The 19,439-nt window shown below is 63.5% G+C and carries 20 protein-coding genes; 11 read left to right on the top strand and 9 right to left on the bottom strand.

The window, feature by feature from the left end; genetic code table 11:
- Positions 1-5 precede the first annotated feature (5 nt).
- Both RPF88_RS11075 and RPF88_RS11070 read right to left on the bottom strand, forming a co-directional pair.
- Positions 6-1,031 (bottom strand): P1 family peptidase, encoded by a 1,026-nt coding sequence (locus RPF88_RS11075; RefSeq protein ID WP_337122414.1) that lies wholly within the window; start codon positions 1,029-1,031, stop codon positions 6-8.
- On the bottom strand, positions 1,031-2,104 hold the full coding sequence (locus tag RPF88_RS11070; protein WP_013532116.1) for a branched-chain amino acid ABC transporter substrate-binding protein: 1,074 nt from the start codon (positions 2,102-2,104) through the stop codon (positions 1,031-1,033). Before RPF88_RS11070 ends, RPF88_RS11075 begins: the two co-directional genes overlap by 1 nt.
- A gap of 179 nt (positions 2,105-2,283) precedes the next feature.
- Between RPF88_RS11070 and RPF88_RS11065 the strand changes: the two genes are divergently transcribed.
- From RPF88_RS11065 to RPF88_RS11035, 7 genes are all read left to right on the top strand, one after another.
- Positions 2,284-2,811: a flavin reductase gene (locus tag RPF88_RS11065; RefSeq protein ID WP_013532115.1), complete on the top strand. Its 528-nt coding sequence runs from the start codon at positions 2,284-2,286 to the stop codon at positions 2,809-2,811.
- Positions 2,808-3,737, top strand: a complete 930-nt coding sequence (locus tag RPF88_RS11060; protein WP_013532114.1) for an AAA family ATPase — start codon at positions 2,808-2,810, stop codon at positions 3,735-3,737. Before RPF88_RS11065 ends, RPF88_RS11060 begins: the two co-directional genes overlap by 4 nt.
- Before the next feature lie 3 nt (positions 3,738-3,740).
- Complete coding sequence (locus RPF88_RS11055; RefSeq protein ID WP_024504342.1) at positions 3,741-4,985, top strand: vWA domain-containing protein; 1,245 nt, start codon at positions 3,741-3,743, stop codon at positions 4,983-4,985.
- Positions 4,986-5,045: 60 nt separating this feature from the next.
- The gene (locus RPF88_RS11050) at positions 5,046-5,384 is read left to right on the top strand and encodes an XdhC family protein (RefSeq protein ID WP_013532112.1); all 339 of its coding nucleotides are present in this window, start codon (positions 5,046-5,048) and stop codon (positions 5,382-5,384) included.
- A gap of 65 nt (positions 5,385-5,449) precedes the next feature.
- Positions 5,450-6,154 carry an XdhC family protein gene (locus RPF88_RS11045; RefSeq protein ID WP_013532111.1) on the top strand — a complete coding sequence of 235 codons (705 nt, stop codon included), beginning with the start codon at positions 5,450-5,452 and terminating at the stop codon, positions 6,152-6,154.
- Complete coding sequence (locus tag RPF88_RS11040; RefSeq protein ID WP_337122413.1) at positions 6,151-7,761, top strand: molybdopterin-binding/glycosyltransferase family 2 protein; 1,611 nt, start codon at positions 6,151-6,153, stop codon at positions 7,759-7,761. Before RPF88_RS11045 ends, RPF88_RS11040 begins: the two co-directional genes overlap by 4 nt.
- Positions 7,762-7,793: 32 nt before the next feature.
- Positions 7,794-8,684: an alpha/beta hydrolase family protein gene (locus RPF88_RS11035; RefSeq protein WP_337122412.1), complete on the top strand. Its 891-nt coding sequence runs from the start codon at positions 7,794-7,796 to the stop codon at positions 8,682-8,684.
- Between the two features lie 27 nt (positions 8,685-8,711).
- Here RPF88_RS11035 and RPF88_RS11030 read toward each other — a convergent pair whose 3' ends face one another.
- Positions 8,712-9,764, bottom strand: coding sequence for a DUF1176 domain-containing protein (locus RPF88_RS11030; protein WP_337122411.1), 1,053 nt, complete (start codon positions 9,762-9,764; stop codon positions 8,712-8,714).
- Between the two features lie 138 nt (positions 9,765-9,902).
- Between RPF88_RS11030 and RPF88_RS11025 the strand changes: the two genes are divergently transcribed.
- Positions 9,903-10,409 carry a DUF1993 domain-containing protein gene (locus RPF88_RS11025; protein ID WP_063167831.1) on the top strand — a complete coding sequence of 169 codons (507 nt, stop codon included), beginning with the start codon at positions 9,903-9,905 and terminating at the stop codon, positions 10,407-10,409.
- 61 nt (positions 10,410-10,470) lie between these two features.
- On the opposite strand, the gene RPF88_RS11020 is transcribed toward RPF88_RS11025, so the two are convergent.
- Complete coding sequence (locus RPF88_RS11020; RefSeq protein WP_023706483.1) at positions 10,471-10,635, bottom strand: hypothetical protein; 165 nt, start codon at positions 10,633-10,635, stop codon at positions 10,471-10,473.
- 309 nt (positions 10,636-10,944) lie between these two features.
- Between RPF88_RS11020 and RPF88_RS11015 the strand changes: the two genes are divergently transcribed.
- The 3 genes from RPF88_RS11015 (at position 10,945) to RPF88_RS11005 (ending at position 13,898) form a co-directional block, all read left to right on the top strand.
- Positions 10,945-11,400, top strand: a complete 456-nt coding sequence (locus RPF88_RS11015) for a hypothetical protein (RefSeq protein WP_337122410.1) — start codon at positions 10,945-10,947, stop codon at positions 11,398-11,400.
- A 113-nt stretch (positions 11,401-11,513) separates the two neighbouring features.
- The gene (locus RPF88_RS11010; protein ID WP_337122409.1) at positions 11,514-12,581 is read left to right on the top strand and encodes an aldo/keto reductase; all 1,068 of its coding nucleotides are present in this window, start codon (positions 11,514-11,516) and stop codon (positions 12,579-12,581) included.
- A 51-nt stretch (positions 12,582-12,632) separates the two neighbouring features.
- Positions 12,633-13,898, top strand: a complete 1,266-nt coding sequence (locus RPF88_RS11005; protein WP_337122408.1) for a cysteine desulfurase-like protein — start codon at positions 12,633-12,635, stop codon at positions 13,896-13,898.
- Positions 13,899-13,913: 15 nt separating this feature from the next.
- Here the strand turns inward: RPF88_RS11005 and RPF88_RS11000 are convergent, their stop codons facing one another.
- The 5 genes from RPF88_RS11000 to RPF88_RS10980 are packed head-to-tail and all read right to left on the bottom strand — an operon-like array spanning position 13,914 to position 19,435.
- Positions 13,914-14,942 (bottom strand): histone deacetylase family protein, encoded by a 1,029-nt coding sequence (locus RPF88_RS11000; RefSeq protein ID WP_337122407.1) that lies wholly within the window; start codon positions 14,940-14,942, stop codon positions 13,914-13,916.
- Complete coding sequence (locus RPF88_RS10995; RefSeq protein ID WP_337122406.1) at positions 14,939-15,451, bottom strand: GNAT family N-acetyltransferase; 513 nt, start codon at positions 15,449-15,451, stop codon at positions 14,939-14,941. Before RPF88_RS10995 ends, RPF88_RS11000 begins: the two co-directional genes overlap by 4 nt.
- Before the next feature lie 25 nt (positions 15,452-15,476).
- Positions 15,477-16,406 (bottom strand): 3-keto-5-aminohexanoate cleavage protein, encoded by a 930-nt coding sequence (locus RPF88_RS10990; RefSeq protein WP_337122405.1) that lies wholly within the window; start codon positions 16,404-16,406, stop codon positions 15,477-15,479.
- Positions 16,407-16,410: 4 nt separating this feature from the next.
- Positions 16,411-17,790, bottom strand: a complete 1,380-nt coding sequence (locus RPF88_RS10985; RefSeq protein WP_337122404.1) for an aminotransferase family protein — start codon at positions 17,788-17,790, stop codon at positions 16,411-16,413.
- A 1-nt stretch (position 17,791) separates the two neighbouring features.
- A complete protein-coding gene (locus tag RPF88_RS10980; protein WP_027162637.1) occupies positions 17,792-19,435 on the bottom strand; it encodes a N,N-dimethylformamidase beta subunit family domain-containing protein in 1,644 nt (547 codons plus the stop codon).
- Positions 19,436-19,439 lie beyond the last annotated feature (4 nt).

Below are 19,439 nucleotides of genomic sequence, written 5' to 3'. Positions count from 1 at the left end.
TCGCTTCACTTCATGCGTGACGACCAGACCGGAAACAGATCGTTTTCGGCAGGCGTCGCGGCATAGACGCCTCGGCTGATGGCGCGCGCCATGGTGGCGCCGGCGGCGGCGTAGAGATCGATTGCTGCATCGGCGGAGAGTTCGATACCGCTCGTGCCGGTCGCCAGCGCGAACACAAGGTCGCCATCGGCCGGCGTGTGCGTCGGCCAGATGGCGCGCACGAATCCATCATGCGCCGACATCGCCAGGCGCTTGGCGGCAGCCTTTGTGAGCACCGCATCGGTGGCAATGACGGCGATGGTGGTGTTGCCGCCGGTCTCCGTCTGCCGGCCAAAATGTTTGTCGCGGTACTTCAAAAGAATCCGTTTCGCCTCGTCAGGCATCGGCGAGGGATAGCCAAGCCCACCGAATTCGTCGCCGATTTCGAACGGTGCCGCCCAGAAATGGCGGGTTCGGCCTGTGGTCACCGAACCGGTCGGATTGACGGCGGCCAGCGCGCCGATGGTGACGCCATTGTCGAGCAGCGTCGAGGCGGAGCCGAGGCCGCCTTTCAGCCCCGAAGTGAGCGCGCCGGTGCCGGCGCCGATGCTGCCGAGTTGGAAATCGGCGGTGGCGGTTTGCGCGGCTTCATAGCCAAGCTCGCGGTAGGGCGGATAACGGCCCCAATCCTTGTCGCCGCCATTGCGCAGGTCGAACAGGATCGCCGACGGCACGATCGGAACGCGAAAACCGCCGACCTCGAGGCCGATGCCGTGTTCACGCAACGCCGCCTGCACGCCGGAAGCTGCGTCGAGGCCGAAAGCCGAGCCGCCCGAAAGCACCACGGCGTGCACCACATCGACGGAATTGTGCGGTTCGAGCAGGTCGGTCTCGCGGGTGCCCGGCGCACCGCCCAGGATCTGAACGCCGGCCACTGTGGACGCATCGCAAAGCACGGTCGTTACCCCGGATTTCAGCCTGGCGTCGGACGCATTGCCGACGCGCAGGCCGGCAACGTCGGTGATCAGGTTGCGTGGGCCGATGCGAAACATCAGTTGCTTTCCAAGGGCGCAAAGCGCGTGCCATCGAAGCGGAAGACGCGGTAGGGGCTCCGGCTGAGATCGCCTTTCGCATCAAACCGGATCGGCCCGATCGCCGTGGTGAAATCCTGTCCGGTCAGAGCTTCGGTCAGTGGTTTGCCCGAGCTTTCTGACAAGCCCGACGCTGCCTTGGCGATTTCGACCGCCGCAAAGGCCGGCAGCGTATAGCCGTCGGGCACGACCTTCTGCGCGGCAAAGGCCGCCAGCACTTTTGGATCGGCGACATCGGCCCATTCCGGCGGTGCGATCATCAGTGTGCCCAAGGAATAGGGCACGTCGCCGGGCGGCGTGCGCAGATTCTCGCCGCCGGCAAAGACGATGCCCGCCTGAAGCTGTGCGGCATCGCGGCCCATGATGGCGATGTCGTCGCCATCGCCGCCGGCAAAGACATGCGTCGCGCCGGCCTTCTTCAGCCGACCGATCATGCCGATCTGATTGTCGAGCTGGGGCCGGAACGTGTCGACGAACACAGGTTTCAGCGCTGCCTGTTCGGCCGCTGCCCGCAACGTCTCGGCGATTTCACGGCCGTAGATGGTGCCGTCGTCGATAATGGCGAACAATTCGTTTTGCCACAGGCGGGTGAGGGCTGACGCGACCGCATTGCGCTCATCGTCGCCGCGTGGTCCGAGGCGATAGACCGGCCAGCCGGTCTTGGCGCGGCGGTCGGTCAGGCTTTCGGTTCGCACGCCAATGGTGATGACCGGAATGTTGGCGTCCTTCAGGATCGGCATCGCCGCCTCGATCGCCTCGGTGCAGAGAAAGCCGACCACGATATTGACCTTGACGGCTGCGAATTCCCTGGCCGCGGCAGCGCCGCCATCGGCGGTGCAGGCGTCATCCACGGTCTTGAGTTCGATGCCGTCCGCTTCGGCGGCCATACCGGTACCGGCCTCGATCTGCTTGCCGAGAATGGCCGATGGTCCCGACAGGGGCGCCGAGACGCCGACCAGCAGCGTCCGGGCATCCGCACCACTGGCCAGGAACAGCCAGAACAGCGCCGCTATTGTTCTTGTCCTGGGTCGCATTCGAGCGATGGGATCCTCCGGGCCGGTCCTACGCTCCCGGCACTGTTGCCGCCAAGACCTAAAGGCTGCCCGGCCTTGGTGCAACACGCGAATTTCGGGATATGGCTCAGGCACTTCGCTTGTGGCGGGCTATGTCTGGCCATATATGTCGATAGGATCCTGACAATGGAAAAAATACGGTGCTGAAGAAGAACGACATTGGGCCGCAGGCCTATCGCGACGCGATGAGCCACTTTGCCGGCCACGTCCATGTGGTCACCACCGACGGGCCGGCCGGCAAGCGCGGCGCGACGGTGATCGCGGCCTGCTCGGTTTCGGACACCCCGCCGACCATTCTGGTCTGTCTCAATCGCGAAAATCCCAAGAACGAACCGTTCGTGAAAAACGGCAGGTTTGCCTTGAACACCCTGGCTTCCCACCAGGAGCCGCTGTCAGTCGGCTTTTCCGGAATCACCGGCTTGCCGGTCGAGGAGCGCTTCGCGCTCGGCGAATGGGACGTGATCTCCACCGGCGCGCCGACGCTGAAGGGTGCGCTCGCCGTGTTCGACTGCGAATTGATCGATACCAAGGACCTGGCCACCCATCGTGTGCTTTTTGGCAAGGTGACAGGCCTGCGGATGGGCGATAATTTGCGGCCGCTGATCTATCACGCCCGCGGCTACCACGTACTGGAAAGCGGAGCGGCGGCGTTCACGGAGAAAGAATGACCGAGCTGAAACCGCGCGCCGCGCCACGGACGATCGACGAGACGCTCGATCTCCTGACCGGTGCGGACTATGTGGCGGACCGGTCGCTGGCGACCGTACTGTTCCTGTCGTTGCGTATGAAGCGGCCGCTTTTCCTTGAGGGCGAGGCCGGTGTCGGCAAGACCGAGATCGCCAAGGTGTTGGCACAGGCGCTCGGCCGCCGGCTGATCCGCCTGCAATGCTATGAAGGCCTTGACGTCTCGTCCGCCGTCTACGAGTGGAACTACGCCGCGCAGATGATCGAGATCCGCATGGAGGAGGCGGCCGGCAAGGTCGAGCGCTCCGCCATGGAGCGCAACGTCTTCTCCGAAAAATACCTGATCCGCCGCCCGGTGCTCGATGCGCTGACCGGCAAGGCGGGGGCTGCCCCGGTTTTCCTGATCGATGAGCTCGACCGCACCGACGAGGCGTTCGAGGCCTTCCTGCTCGAAATCCTGTCCGACTTCCAGGTGACGGTGCCCGAGCTCGGCACCATCAAGGCGGAAGAGCCGCCGATCGTCATCATCACCACCAACCGCACCCGTGAGATCCACGACGCGCTGAAGCGGCGCTGCCTCTATCACTGGGTCGACTATCCCAATGCCGAGCGCGAGTTGGAGATCGTGCGCCGCAAGGTGCCGCAGGCCAACCAGCGCCTTTCGGCCGAAGTTGTCTCCTTCATCCAGAAGCTGCGCCAGATCGAGCTGTTCAAGGTGCCGGGTGTCGCCGAAACCATCGACTGGGCCGGCGCGCTGACCGAGCTCGACAAGGTGGCGCTCGATCCGGAAACCGTCTCCGATACGATCGGTGTGCTGTTGAAATACCAGGACGACATTGCCCGCATCGAGCAGGGCGAAGGCCGGCGCATCCTCAACGAGGTGAAGGCCGAGCTTTCGGCGGCGGAGTAGGCGATGCCGCGCCCCGAGCCAAAAGAGGCCATGCCGCACGGGCGGATCGCCGACAACATCGTCTATTTTGCCCGCACCTTGCGCAAGGCGGGCATGCGGGTCGGGCCGGCCTCGGTCAAGGACGCCATCGAGGCGGTGCTCGCCGCGGGCATCGGTTCGCGCGACGATTTCTACTGGACGCTGCACGCCGTGCTGGTGTCGCGGCATGAGGATCACGCCATTTTCGACGAGGCCTTCCGGCTGTTCTGGAAGTCGCGCGAACTGATCGAAAAGATGCTGGCGATGTTTTCGCCGGTGGCGCCCGACACCAGGGAAAAGCAGAAGCCACGCGCCGCTGAAAACCGAGTCAGCCAGGCGATGTTCGAGGGACACCAGAAGAACCAGCCGCCACAGGAAATTCCCGAGATCGAGGTCGACGCCCGCTTCACCTTTTCCGGCAACGAGGTGCTGCGGGCCAAGGATTTTGCCCAGATGAACGCCGCCGAGATGGCCGACGCCAAGAAGGCGATCGCGCAGTTGCGGTTGCCTTTCGACATGGTGCGGACGCGGCGCTTCAAGGCCGATGCGCATGGCCGCCGCATCGATCCGCGCGCCATGATGCGTTCGGCCGCGCGCACCGGCGGCGAACTGATCCTGCCGAAATTCCGCTCAGCCCGCGAGGTTCATCCGCCGCTGGTCGTGTTGGCCGACATTTCCGGCTCGATGAGCCAGTACACGCGGATTTTCCTGCATTTCCTGCATGCGCTGACGGAAAAAAGGCGTCGCGTGCACACCTTCGTCTTCGGTACCCGGCTGACCAATCTGACGCGGCAGATGCGTCATCGCGACCCGGATGCAGCCCTTGCCGACTGTTCGGCGGCGGTCATGGACTGGTCGGGTGGCACCCGCATCGGCGACACGCTGGCCGAGTTCAACCTGATATGGTCGCGTCGCGTGCTGGGGCAGGGGGCGGTCGTGCTTCTGATCACAGATGGGCTGGAGCGCGACGATGTCGCCGGCCTGTCGGAGGAGATGGAGCGCCTGCACAAATCCTGCCGGCGGCTGATCTGGCTGAACCCGTTGCTGCGCTTCGACGGCTTCCAGGCGCGCGCCCGTGGCGTCAAGGCGATGCTGCCGCATGTCGACGAGTTCCGCTCGGTGCACAATCTCGATGCGCTCGCCGATCTCTGCGCGTCATTGGACAAGAAGTCGGCACAATCCGTCGATCCGCGCCGATGGCTGGAAGCTGGCGCGAGGCGCGCCGCATAACCATATCCTTCCCATCCGGAAAACAGATCCCGAGAAAAACAGACTTCTGGAGAAACGGTCATGGAAAACAGCATTTATCTGGATGAGGCCCGCGACCCGCTGATCATTGCGGAGGGCTGGATGAAGGACGGCAAGGACGTGGCCATCGCGACAGTGGTCGAGACCTGGGGTTCGGCGCCCCGACCTGTAGGCAGCCATCTGGTCATCGACGCAGACGGCAATTTCCACGGCTCCGTCTCGGGCGGCTGCGTCGAAGGCGCTGTGGTCAGCGAGGCCATCGACGTCATCGACAGCGGCAAGGCCAGGATGCTGGAGTTCGGTGTTGCCGATGAAACCGCATGGCAAGTGGGCTTGTCCTGTGGCGGCCGCATCAAGGTGTACGTGGAAAGACTGGGCTAGAGCATGATCCCAAAAAGTGGGACCCGGTTTTTGGACAAGATGATGCTCGGACAAGAGATTTCCTGATGGATCCCTACGCCTTAAAAACTTTGAACGCCGAACGACGCGCCCGCCGTGCGGCGATCCTTGTCACCGATCTCGGTGACGGCCGCGACCGGATCGTGCGCGAGGGCGATCACGTCGCCGGCGATCTCGGAACCGCGATCGCCAGGGCGTTCCGCACAGGCAACTCCGGTTCGGTCGAAGCCGAGGGGCGGACTTTCTTTCTCAACGCGCATCTGCCGCAGCCGCGTCTGGTCGTGATTGGCGCTGTTCATATCAGCCAGGCGCTGGCGCCGATGGCGAAGATCGCCGGCTATCCCGTGGAGATCATCGACCCCCGCACAGCTTTCGCCACGCCGGACCGCTTTCCCGATGTGGCGCTTCATGCCGAATGGCCGGAGGATGTGCTGAAGCGTCAGCCGCTCGACAGCTACACCGCACTTGCCGCCGTCACCCATGATCCGAAGGTCGATGATTTCGCCCTGAAGGCAGCACTAGACGCCAACTGCTTCTATGTCGGCGCGCTCGGCAGCAGGAAGACGCATGCCAAGCGTGTCGAACGTTTGCTGGCGCTGGGCGCGAGCGCCGACCAGATCGCCCGTATCCATGCGCCGATCGGGCTCGATATTGGTGCTGCCAGCCCGGGAGAGATTGCTGTTGCGGTGTTGGCCCAGGCGATCCATGCCTTCCGCTCGCGCGGGCTGGACGCAAAAGGTGCGGCGGCGTGAAATTCGGACCGATCCCGATCGAGACGGCGGAAGGCGCGGTGCTGGCACACTCCACCACCGCTGGTGAACGCCGCTTCCGCAAGGCGCATAGGCTGAGCGCCGAAGATGTGGCGCTGCTACGGACTGCCGGTGTTTCCGAGGTCGTTGCGGCTGTTCTGGCTGAGGACGACCTCGGCGAGGATGCGGCCGCGCAAACGATTGCCGGGAGCATGGCCTTTCGCGGCATCGAAGCCAAGCCTGCCGCGACCGGGCGGGTCAACCTCCACGCCAAGGCGCCGGGCATCTTCACGGTCGATGCCGCTGCCATCGACGCCATCAATGCCATCGATCCCGCCATCACCATCGCCACGCTGGCGCAGCATGCGCCGGTCGAGAAAGGCCAGATGGTCGCGACGGTGAAGATCATTCCCTTCGCGGTCGGTTCAGCGCTGGTCGACGCTGCGACAGAAATCTGCGCCGCAGGCGAGATCTTTGCCGTCAATGCCTACCGACCCGTGCGTGTCGGCGTCATCCAGACGGTTCTGCCGGGCATCAAGCCTTCCGTGCTCGACAAGACGCTGCGGGTCACCGAAGCACGGCTGGCGCGCACCGGCGGCAGGCTGACGGCCGAGCGCCGCACGGCGCATGAGATCGCGCCGGTGGCGGAGGCCACGGCTTCCCTGGTGCGCGACAATGACATGGTGGTGATCTTCGGCGCCTCGGCGATGAGCGATTTCGCCGATGTCATTCCCGCGGCGATCGAGAAAGCGGGCGGTACCGTCGTCCGCGCGGGTATGCCGGTCGATCCCGGCAATCTGCTGGTGCTCGGTACGCTCGGCGGCAAGCACGTCATCGGCGCGCCCGGCTGCGCCCGCAGTCCCAAGGAGAACGGGTTCGATTGGGTGCTGGACCGATTGATCGCCGGTCTCGACGTGACCGCCAGGGATATTGCCGGCATGGGGGTCGGCGGGCTGTTGATGGAAATCCCCACACGGCCGCAGCCCCGCGAACCGCTGCCGGCCAAATCTCAACTGAAGGTCGGCATCGTGCTGCTGGCGGCCGGCCGGTCGAGCCGCATGGGTGGACCCAACAAGCTGTTGGCGCTGTTCGACGGCAAGCCGCTGGTGCGCCGCACCGCCGAGCGGGCGCTTGGCTCGAAGGCGTCCAGAACTGTCGTCGTCACCGGCCACCAGCGCGAGCGGGTGCGCGCTGCGCTGGCGGGCCTCGACGTGACCTTCGCCGACAATCCTGATTTTACCGACGGCTTGTCCACGTCGCTGAAGGCCGGCATTGCCTATCTGCCGGAGGACTCCGCCGGTGTGATGATCGCGCTCGGCGACATGCCCGATATCACGTCCGACGATCTCGACAGATTGATCGATGCGTTCCGCAAGGGCGGCGGCAATGCGGTGGTCCGCGCTTCGCATGACGGCAAGCGCGGCAATCCGGTGCTGTTGCCGCGTTCGCTGTTTCCGGCGATCGCCCATCTGGAGGGCGACACCGGCGCACGCCATCTGGTCGAGACCGAAGGGCTCGATGTCATCGATGTCGAGATCGGCGCGGCGGCGTCTGTCGATGTCGACACGCGCGAGGCGCTGGAAGGCGCCGGCGGCGTGCTGCAGGATTGACAAACCCAAGCCGAATTACGCATGCGTTGGGTATGTCTTTTCGCCGCCAAATTTTCTGTGCCTTTGCAGTCACGACCGCGTTGCTGTCGTCGGCTGCGCAAAGTCAGACGCTGTCCCTAAAACCCTTCAAGGACGATCTCTTCGCCTATCCGCCCACGCTGTCGTCCGACAGCAACGGCGCCTACACGGTCATCGACTACCGCGAGATGCGCGACATCAACCAGCGTGACCAGGTGCCCGAGCGGCGGGTGAACGCCCAATATACCGACGCCAGCGTGCGCAAGGTGCAGCAGGATCTGTTGCTGAAAACCGACGCCGGCGATATCAGGCATGTCGCCGTCGGCAAGACCGAGGGCGCCGGCATCATCGTGCTTTACCTGCACGGGCAGGGCGGCAGCCGCAAGCAAGGCGTCGACGACTTCACCTTCGGCGGCAATTTCAACCGGCTCAAGAACCTGATGGCCGGCAATGGCGGCCTCTACCTTAGCCCGGATTTTACCGATTTCGGCGACAAGGGAGCAGCGCAGGTGGCAGCGCTGATCGGTCACTATGCCGACCGGTCGCCAGGCGCGAAGATCTTCGTTGCCTGCGGATCGATGGGTGGTGCGCTGTGCTGGAAGCTTGCCGCGCGCAAGGACATGGGCGGCCGCATCAACGGCCTGCTGCTGCTCGGCTCGCTATGGGATGAGAGCTTTTTCACCAGCCCAGCATTCAAGCGCCGTGTGCCGGTCTTTTTCGGCCAGGGCAGTCACGACGTGGTCTTCCCAGTGGCAAATCAGGAGGCATTCTTTCGCTCGATCCTGGCCAAATCGAAGACTTACCCGACCCGTTTCGTTCGTTTCGAGACCGGCACCCATGGCACCCCGATCCGCATGACCGACTGGCGCGGCACGCTCAACTGGATGCTGTCGAAGTCGCCCTGACAGGCTGCCTGCAAGCCCGTGTGACGCTCAAGGCGCAGTGTTGTAGTCGACGACAGTCTCGGGATTTTGCTCGCCGTCATATGATGCATCGACGTCGTACTGGACCAGCGAGAAATTGCCGTTGCGGAACAGATACGTGCCGGCGTCGGAAGCATCGCCGACCCCGCGCCACTTGTTGAACGTGGTGATCGTCTGGGTGGCCTCGTCGTAGTCGGAATTGACCGCCCAGCCGGACGTCTGGAAACCGACGATGCTCATGCCCAGCAATTTGCCGTTGCTGTCATTGTTCTCGTAGCGGATGTCCATCTTGGGTTCGGCGAATTGCAATTGCTGCACGGCCGATGTCTCGTCGGTCATATAATAGACCGAGCTTTCATTGTAGGCGGCGGCCGAGCAGGAAAAATGGAACAGCCGCGTCTCCTTGTCGGGGTCGCCGGGCTGCGCATCCTTGTCCTTGTATTTGATTGAAAAGACCGTCGGCTCGTCGGCCAGGAACTGTTTGTCGCACTGGCCGCCATAGGTTGCCAGAAACGCCTTCTTTGCCTGCTCCAGTGCGGTGTCCTTCTTCGGTGGCGGCGGCCCGTCGCCGCAGCTTGGCGGCAGCGCCTCCTCGAAATCGGCGGTGGAGGGTTTCAGTGCCCCCTTCTCGATGTGGATCGGATCGAACGGTGGCTCCGCCTGGATCTGGGCATTCACCTGGCGCAGCGTGTAGCAGCCGGCAAAAACCTTTTCGCCGCCGCTCTTGTCGGTGGCGCGGATGGCGACGGGCACGTTGTAGAAAATGCTGCCGGCCGCACCTTCGTCGGAAACCGCCCCGGTCAAGACCTCGACCTTGTCGGTGCCGTCATAGCCCTTGACGAAACTGTCGAAATCCTTTGCCGGTTTTGTATCGCCGAAATACCCCCAGGCGCGAGCGAATTCGTGCCGGCTGATGGCGCTGTAGAGCGAACGCACAACAGCATCGGCGCTCGACCGGTCGTCGACATAGGGCGTTTCGCGGGCATCTTCGGCTGCCAAGGTCGTTTGACCGATCGGGGCAAGGGAGAGAAAGGCAGTCGCTGCGAAAAGGGCGCATCTCATCGGGAACCTCCGCTCGATAAGAGGATTCTACGACGGCGATTGCGGCAACGTGGTGACGCGGCGTCGGCGGCCTTGAAAAATCCTGCACGAAGGCGCTACGTCGCGTCCGCCGGCGCTGGGCCGGGCAGGAGATTTGACGTGACGATATCGATGTATGAGGCATCCGTGCCGGTGTTTTCGGCCAGGCTGAAAGCGCTTTCCAATGTGCTTGCGACCGCCGAACAGAATGCGCTGGACCGCAAGATAGACCCGCAGGTTTTTCTGACGGCGCGGCTGGCGCCGGACATGTTCGCCTTGACCAGGCAGGTGCAGATCGCCACCGATCATGCCAAGGGCGCGCCGTCACGGCTCGCCGGCCGCGAAGTGCCGAAATACGAGGACAATGAGGCGAGTTTTGCCGATGTCCAGGCTCGCATCACGAAGACGCTCGACCTTCTCGCGACATTTTCGGCTGCCGAATTCGACGGCTCCGATGACAAGATCATCGAGCTGAAGCTTGGTGGACGCGAAAGCTCGATGCCCGGCCTGCAGTATCTGCTGCATGTGGCCATGCCCAACTTCTATTTTCATCTCACCACGGCTTACGACATCCTTCGCCACAATGGCGTACCGTTGGGCAAGGCGACGTTCCTGGGATCGCGCTAAGGAATTGAGTTTTTTGGAGGTGTCCCGGACCGATCCGGGACATCCTGAACACCGGATGCAGCTAGCGAACGGACATTTCGCGGGCGATGCGGGGGAAGTCGGCCGGCTTGATCCCGATGTCGGCGCGGTCGGCATTGCTCATCGAATGAAGCAGCGCGAGCGCCGAGCGGTATCTCAGATGTTCCTGCGGCCGAGGCCGGGCGAACATTTCAGTGAAGAAACCCATGATTCAAGCCCCAAATTGGTCCTCCACGGCTGCCAATATAGGTGAATCGTGACAATTGTGCAGTGCAGCATTTGCATACCTGCCATGTCTTGGCGAATTTTTTCGCCATTTTCCGCAACCGGGTGAAACTTTTGCTGACGCGCATCGTAGCCTCGAATGCTGGCTGCATGGCTGCCACGAGGCGACGGCTAAATTCATTGAGATCGGTGCCATGCATTTTTAACGAGCCGGTTCTATGCTTCGATACCCGAATGGTCGGGCGAGGGGGAGGCTGACATCGCTACTGGCGCCAAGCGGGATTTCGCTTCGTTGCTCGACGACCTCTTCATCGCCCCCGACAAGAATGGCGAGGACGTAGAGGCCGGCGCTCGTCCATCCATCCCGTTCGACTATCTTTCGGTGGCCGATGAGCTCCATTCCGGTCGCATCAAGGTTTCCGCTGCCGAATATCGCGAGGCGGGCGCGGATCTGGCGACCGAATTCGCCGCTTTGCTCGATCATGCCAAGCTGGTTCTCGCCGGCGAAGAGCCAAAGCCCGAGGAAAAACTGCCGCCGATCGATCCCGAAGCCATCGCCGTCGAACTCGGCCTCAATCAGCCCAAGCAGGTCGCCGATTTCGGCCGTATGCGCCGCAGCTTTGCCTTTGCCAACCATCCCGACCGCGTCGCCCCGCATTTGCGCCAGCGCGCCATGATCCGCATGCAAGTGGCCAACATGCTGATCGACGAGGCCAAGCGTCGTGCACTGGCCGGTGCTCGCCGCTAACCCGGCTGGTTCACGCAAAAGTCGGCCTGGCGAGGCTTGGAGAGCGGCTCTGCTTTGCCTATAGATGCGGCTCCTCCGCGCAGTCGCGCCAGCCTTCCTCCGGAGCCGAATCCATGCACAAACGCCGTCTCGGTCGGACCGATCTTCTTGTTACCCAGATCTGCCTGGGCTCCATGACCTGGGGCCAGCAGAACACCGAGGCCGAAGGCCACGCCCAGATGGACCTGGCTTTCTCGCGCGGCGTCAATTTCATCGACACCGCCGAGCTCTATCCGATCCCGCCCAAGGCGGAGACGCAGGGACGGACCGAAAAGATCATCGGCAACTGGATGAAAGCCAAGGGCAACCGCGACAAGGTGATCTTGGCCTCGAAGGTCGTCGGCCGCACGGCCAACAGCTGGTTTCGCGGCGACAGGCCGTCGCAACTGGTGCGCGCCGATATCTTTGACGCCATCGACAAGTCGCTAGCCAAGCTCGGCACCGACTACATCGACCTCTATCAGATCCACTGGCCGGAGCGGGATATCCCCTGGGGCGCCAACCCGACGCGCGTCGGCGCCGTGTCGCCACGCGCCGATTCCGTCGGCGCACCGGCCGGCGAAACGCCGATCGCCGAGACGCTTGCCGTGTTTGACGAATTGGTGAAGGCAGGAAAGATCCGGCATTTCGGCCTGTCGAACGAGAGTTCCTGGGGCGTGATGCGGTTCCTTGCCGAAGCCGACCAGGGTATCGGCCCGCGCGTCGCGTCGATCCAGAACGCCTATAATCTCGTCAACCGCACCTTCGAGGTGAATCTCGCCGAGGTCTGCGAGCGCGAGCAGGTGTCGCTGCTGCCCTATTCGCCGCTGGCGCAGGGCTATCTCACCGGCAAGTACGACCACGGCGCGCGGCCTCAGGGCTCGCGCACGCAGCTGTTCAATCGCGGCCAGCGCTACGAGACGCCAGGTGCCGCCGAGGCACAACTCGAATACAACGAGCTGGCGCGCTCCTTTGGCCTGGAGCCGGCACTGTTTGCCAACGCCTTTGTCTCGAGCCGGCCGTTCGTGACCTCGAACATCGTCGGCGCGACGACCGTTGCGCAGCTCGATATGGCGCTGTCTTCCGTCGACGTCGTCTGGACCGACGAAATGCAGAAGGCGGTGGATGCGATCCACCAGCGGGTCGGCAATCCCTGTCCTTGAACGGGGATTGCTGGCCGAATATCCAACGATTACAATGGGAGAAGGGCGGCAATGAATTTTCCGATCGAGGCTATCCGGGGAAAATTTCCCGCTCTCTCTCTGACCGACAAGGGCCGCCGCCGCATCTATCTCGACAACCCTGCCGGCACGCAGGTGCCACAGGCAGTGGCGGATGCGGTATCGCGCTGTCTCTTGACCACCAATGCGAACCTTGGCGGCTACTTCGAAACGACGATTGCCGCGCAGGCCGTCGTCGATGAGGCACATGAGGCCATGGCCGATTTCCTCGGCGCCGCAAGTCCTGAGGAAATCATCATCGGCGCCAACATGACGACGCTGACCTACCACATCTCGCGCACGCTCGGCCGCACGATGCAGCCCGGCGACGAGATCACCCTCACCCGCATGGACCATGAGGGCAACATCTCGCCCTGGCTGCAACTGGCCGAGGATCACGGCCTCGTCGTGCGCTGGCTGCCGTTCGACGAAACCAGCTGGCAGGTCGAGGAGGCGACGCTGGCTGGCTTGCTTTCGGAGAAGACACGGCTGGTCGCGTTGAACTACGCCAGCAATTTGACCGGTTCGATCAACCGGGTGAAGGCGCTGACTGCGATAGCCAGGAATGCCGGTGCGCTGGTCTATGTCGATGCCGTCCAATTCGCGCCGCATGGCCTGATCGACGTGCAGGAGCTCGGCTGCGATTTCCTGATCTGCTCGGCCTACAAATTCTTCGGCCCGCATATGGGCATATTGTGGGGCCGGCGTGATGTCATCGAGACGCTGGAGCCCTACAAATGCCGCTGCTCTTCCAACGGTCTGCCGGAGCGGTTCGAACTCGGCACGCCGCAGATCGAGCTGATGGCCGGCCTCACCGCCGCGGTCGACTACTTTGCCGACCTTGGCGCGGCGGCGGGCGACGGCGGTTCAAGAAGGCAGAAGATCGCCAAGGCGTTCGCGGCTTCGATCGCGTACGAAAACCCGTTGGCGCAACAACTGATCGACGGCCTGTCCGATATCGAGGGCTTGACCGTCCACGGCATCACTGACCCGAAGCGGCTCGGCGATCGCGTGCCGACGGTTTCCTTCACCGTCGATGGCATCGTGCCCGAAACGATCGTACGGCTGATGAACGCCGAAAACATCTTCCTGTGGTCCGGTCACAACTACGCCTGGGAGATCGTCCACCAGCTCGGCATTCCGGCCGAGCATGGCGTCGTGCGCATCGGCATTGCTCACTACAACACGGCAGCCGAAATCGACGAAACGCTGGAAAGTGTGCATCGGGTCATCGCCATGCTCAGGCAGCAGCGCTCCTGACGCTGGCTTGAGCATTCACCGCATCTTGCCGCCGAAACCAGTGAGGAACGCCGTGAGATTGTCGCCGAGTTCGTCGCAGAGGTAGCCGCCCTCCTGGACGATGACCGTCGGCAGGTCGAGCTTTGCGATAGCCTCGCCGATGCGCGAGAAGCCAGGCGTCGTCACCGAAAGTCCGCCGAACGGATCGCCCTCGAACGCGTCGAGGCCGAGCGCCACGACCAGCGCGTCCGGCGAAAAGGCACGGATGCGCTGGAAGGCCGCCTCGAGCGCTTCGAGAAACGCCGCGTCCGCGGATTTGCGCGGCAGCGGCAGGTTGAAATTATAGCCGAGGCCGGGCCCTTCGCCGCGCTCGTCGGCATGACCCCAGAAGAACGGATAGAAGCGCACCGGATCGGCGTGCAGCGAGACGGTCAGCACATCCGGCCGTGCATAGAAGATGCCTTGCGTGCCGTTGCCGTGATGCAGGTCGACATCGAGGATCGCCACCCGTGCGGCCTGTTTGCGCAGAACCTGCGCCGCGACGGCCGAATTGTTGATGAAACAGAAGCCGCCGGCGACATCGGCAAAGGCATGGTGGCCGGGCGGGCGGCACAGCGCGTAGGCGGCCGGCGCGCCTGATATCACCGCCTCGGCGGCTTCGACCGCGCTCCAGGCGCTCCACAGCGCGCTCTGCCATGTTTCGCCCGAGATCGGGCAAGCCGTGTCGGCCATGTGATAGCCGGCCTGGCCGACCGCCGAGGCCGGATAGGAGCCATTGCGCGCGATCGGATGGATGTTCGGGATCACTTCGGCCGAAGCGCCCTCGATGCGCTGCCAGCGCGCGTAGATATGCTCGAGGAAATCCAGATATTCCGGCGTGTGCACCGCCGCGGCCGGGCCGAGCCCATGATCCCGAGGTCGCTCGATCGTGCAACCCGCAGATAGTGCGCCGACTAACAATCTCTCGATGCGCTCCGGCTTTTCCGGATTGGGCTGTGCCGCGCCGCTCGAAAGAAAGGCCCTGGGGTCGTGGCGCTTCTGTTCCTCGGCATAGAAGGCTTTCATTCCTGATCCCCGTTTTCCGGCGCGTCGGCGAAAGCAAAGAAGGCCTCGCCGATGATTTTTTGGGTCCGTTCGTAGCTCGACCAGGCGATGCCCAGCCTCTCGTAGAAGGCCTTGGCCCCTTCATTGTCGGTGTCGACGGACAGCCGGAGATAGACGCCGCCTTCCTTCCGGCACTGCGCCGCAACACGCCGCAGCAGCCGCTCGCCGATCTTGCGGCCGCGAAAACGATCCTCGACATAGAGGTCCTGCACATAGACGCCAGGCCGCCCCATCCATGTCGAAAAGATCGGGAAATGCAGGCAAAGGCCGGCAAACTCGCCGCCCACTTCGGCGATCAGGGTGGAGAAAGCGGGCTTTTCACCAAAGCCGTAGGTGCGCAAATCATCTGCTGTCGAAATGATCTCCTCCGGCGCACCAATATGCGTGCCGAGTTTCAGGATCGCGGCGTGGATGGTTTCGACGTCTTCCACTCGGCCGGGGCGGAGGCGGATTTTGGGCGAGGCAATCATTTCAGGTTCATCTCAGATCAGCATCTCAAAACGCCACCCGGTCGCCGCCCTTGAGCGCCAGCATGTCGCGCGCTTCGGTGGGCGTTGCAACCTCCAGCGACAGCCCGTCGAGAATGCCACGGATACGGCGCACCTGATCGGCATTGGATTTCGCCAGCTGGCGGCCGTCATAGAGACTGTCCTCCAGCCCGACACGGACATTGCCGCCCATGGCTGCTGCAATTGAGATCAGCGGCATCTGCTGGCGGCCGGCGGCGAGCACCGAGAACTGGTAGCTGTCGCCGAACAATTTGTCGGCGATCCGCTTCATGTGGACGAGATTGTCCGGGTCGGCGCCGATGCCGCCCAATATGCCAAGGACGAATTGGATGAACAGCGGTCCCGACACCAACCCCCGATCGCGAAAATGCGCCAGCGAATAGAGATGGCCGACATCATAGCATTCGAATTCGAAGCGCGTGCCGCTGCCCTTTCCCAGTCTTTCCAGCACCGCTTCCATATCGGCGAAGGTGTTCTTGAAGATCGTGTCGCGGGTGGCTTCCAGCAGCTTGGGTTCCCATTCGTGCTGCCATTCCCTCGGCTTGTCGAGCATCGGGAACAGCGCGAAATTCATCGAACCCATGTTGAGCGAGCACATTTCGGGTTCGGCCCGCAAAGGGGCTGCCAGCCGCTGGTCCAGCGTCATCAGCGACGAGCCGCCGGTGGTGATGTTGATGACCGCATCGGTCGCCTGCTTGATGCGCGGCAGGAACTGCATGTAGACGTCCGGATCGGCGGTCGGGCGGCCATCCCTGGGGTCGCGGGCGTGCAGATGCAGGATCGAGGCGCCGGCTTCCGCCGCCGCGATCGCGTCTGCGGCGATCTGGTCCGGCGTCACCGGCAGATAGGGCGACATGGACGGCGTGTGCACCGAGCCGGTGACGGCGCAGGTGATGATGACTTTTCGCGAGGCCATGCTTTTACCCTTCGACCGGCAGGTCGAGTTCGGAGGCCAGAACCTCCAGCGAGTCGCCGATGATGGCGATGATCTCGCCGACCTCTTCGCGCGTGACGATCATCGGCGGCGCGACCATGAAATTGTCGCCGTCGACGCCGCCTTTGACCCTGCGGCCATAGATGATCAGCCCGCGCTCATAGGCGAGGTCGAGCAGCCGCTGCGTGGCTTTCTTGTTCTGGTCGATCGGTTTTAGGGTCTCCGGATCGGCGACCATCTGGGCGCCGGTGAGCAGGCCCTTGCCACGCACGTCGGCAAGGAACGGAAACCGCTTCGCCAGGCCTTTAAGCCCGTCCATCAGCACATCGCCCATGGCTGCCGCATTGGCGATCAGGTCGAGCCGGTCCATTTCGCCGAGCACAGCCAGGCCGGCGGCACAGGCCAGCGGATTGCCGGCATAGGTGTGGCCGTGCTGGAAGCCGCCGGAGGCGAGCAACGGCTGCACCAGCCGCATCGGTGCGGCGAGTGCGCCAAGCGGCGCATATCCGGAGCCCAGCCCCTTCGACAAGGCGACGATGTCTGGCTTGCAGTTCCAGTGATCGCCGCCGAGGAATTTGCCGGTGCGGCCGGCACCGCTCATCACTTCGTCATGGATGAGCAGGATGCCGTAGCGATCGCAGATCTCGCGGATGCGCGGATAGTAGCTGTCGGGCGCAACCAGGGCTGAGGTCGCAGCGCCGCCGATCGGCTCCATGATGAAGGCAACCACGCTGTCCGGGGCTTCCGCAAGAATCTTCTCCTCCAGCATGTCGGCATAGCGGATGCCGCGCTGCTCAATCGAGAGATTGTCGCGGTCGCGCCAGGCATTCGGCGCCGGCACGGTTGGCATCACCCGCATCATCGGCTCGAACGTTTCGGCCAGCGCATCGTCGCCGGTGATCGAGAGCGAACCCAACGTGCCGCCATGATAGGAGGGGAAACGCGTGATCACCTTCCAGCGGCTGGCCTGGCCGGTGGCGACCGCCCATTGCCGCGCCAGCTTGATGCAGGATTCCGTCGCCTCCGAGCCACCGGAGACGAAGAAGATGCGGTCCATGCCCTCCGGCAGCTTGCCGGCCAACTCCCGCGCCAACTCCTCCGCCGGCTCGTTCTCGAAATGCAGCCGATAGGCGAAGGTGGCGCGGTCCATCTGCCGCTTCATGGCGTCGAGCACATTGCGATTGGAATGGCCGATATTGGCCACCATCGGGCCGCTCGAGCCATCGATGAAGCGGCGGCCGTCCTGCGTCCACATGTAGATGCCTTCGGCGCGGTCGATCAGCGGCCGGCGCAGGCTGGACAGATAGAACAGATGCGAGTCTCGCCGGGCTTCGGTTTCTTGAACGGCGGATTGGACTTTCGACATGTCAGGACTTTCCGAGGTAACGATCGAGGACATTTTTCGTGACGCGTTCGACCATCGGGTCCTGTCTTAGCAGGCCGGCGACCCATTCGCAGCTTCCGGCATGGAACACCTCGCCCTTGCCGCGCGGGAAATTGACGATCATGCCGTTGCCGCGTTTGACCTTTTCCAGATTGGCGTCGCTCGCCTCGCCAAACAGCGTTTCGGCGGTGAAGCGGCCGTCTTCGTCGGTGAGGAACTGGTCCTCGATCGGGATATCGGCGCTTTCCTCGACCTGGGAGGCCATGCCGACGGCGAGAACCTGCAGGCCATCTGGCGCGCCGCTGGTCGCAGTCGGGTAGGGCAGGCCGCCGCGTATCTCGAAGTCGAGCCCGTCGACCTCATAGCCATAGACATGGCTGTCGGCGCCCAGCAGGTCGCCATAGTAGATGCCGGTGCCGGCGAAGGCCCAATGCTCGGGCCGGTAGACCGGGAAACCACGCACGCCGCGCGGTGCACAGCCGCCCCAGCCGGCATAGACACCGCGCGTCGCGTTGAGCCCGAAGGTCGCCGAACCCGGCCGGCCAATTTCCGGCGCCTCCCAGGAATTGGTGGCACGGGTGACGTCGCCGTCTGGGAGATAGGCCGGATCTTCGGCACGCGAGCGATATTTGTAGCAGACCTGCCGGCGGCCCTCGTCTTCGAACCGCGTCTGCCACATGAAATTGCCGGCAAAGCGCGCCGCATGGCCGCCGCGGGTCACATAGGCGTCGACGGCATCGCGCATTTCCCAGGTCCAGTATTCGTCATGGCCGACGAACACGGCGCAGTCATAGCCGTCGAGAATTTCCGGCGAAAAATGCAGATCATGCTGGCTGGCGAGATCGACTTGATAGCCGGCCCGCTCGGCGAAGCGGAAAAAATGGCTGTCGTAGCTGGCCCAGCCGGACGAAGCGTATTTCTTCGAATGGCCGGTGGCGAGCGCCCACTCCATGTGCGGATAGCGCGGCACAGTCTTCGGCGGCACAGCGACCTCCAGCGGCACACGCGGCGCATCCTTGGGCAGCACGACGAAGCCACGGCACCAGGGGCGCTGCGTCGAGACGATGGGCGAATACTGGTTGCGATCCGGCCCGGTGATGCCCTGATAGTGGTTGGAGCCGCCCCAGGTGTTGTAGGCCAGCCATGTGCCTGTCGCCGCCACCTGGAGCACGCGGCCAGGTTTGCGGCCCGGCTGCGGGCAGACGATGAAAATATGGTGGCATTGGATCGGCTTGCCGTCGAGCCCGTCGGCGGTCAGCGTGACCCGATAGGCGCCGGACGGCCAGTCGTTCTCTACACGGAATTCAAACGAGGCTTCCCAACCGCAGCCTTCAGCCGAACACTGGTCGGGTGTGTCCTGCCAGCGTGCCGCGATGCCCGATTTCTCGAATACTTTGTTTTCGCTGCCGCCATCTCGGGTGATTGTGATGCCGAACGTCGCAGCTGTCGAACTGACATGCAAAGCCACCGTTTCGCCGGCGCGATAGGAAAACCGGTCGCTGTAGCACCAGATCTCGCCGCGCTCGCCATCCATGCCAGGCCATTCGTAGTAATGGCCACGCACCGCGTGGCGGCGCTGCTCCGGCGTCAGTCCGAAATCGGGGAATTCCGTGTTTGGGCTGTTCATGGTC

It is taken from the genome of Mesorhizobium sp. ISC11 (genome assembly GCF_037162595.1).
GTDB classification, from domain to species: Bacteria; Pseudomonadota; Alphaproteobacteria; order Rhizobiales; family Rhizobiaceae; genus Mesorhizobium; species Mesorhizobium ciceri.
The sequence above is the reverse complement of the archived record's forward strand: the minus strand, read 5'-3'. Positions and strand labels throughout refer to the sequence as shown.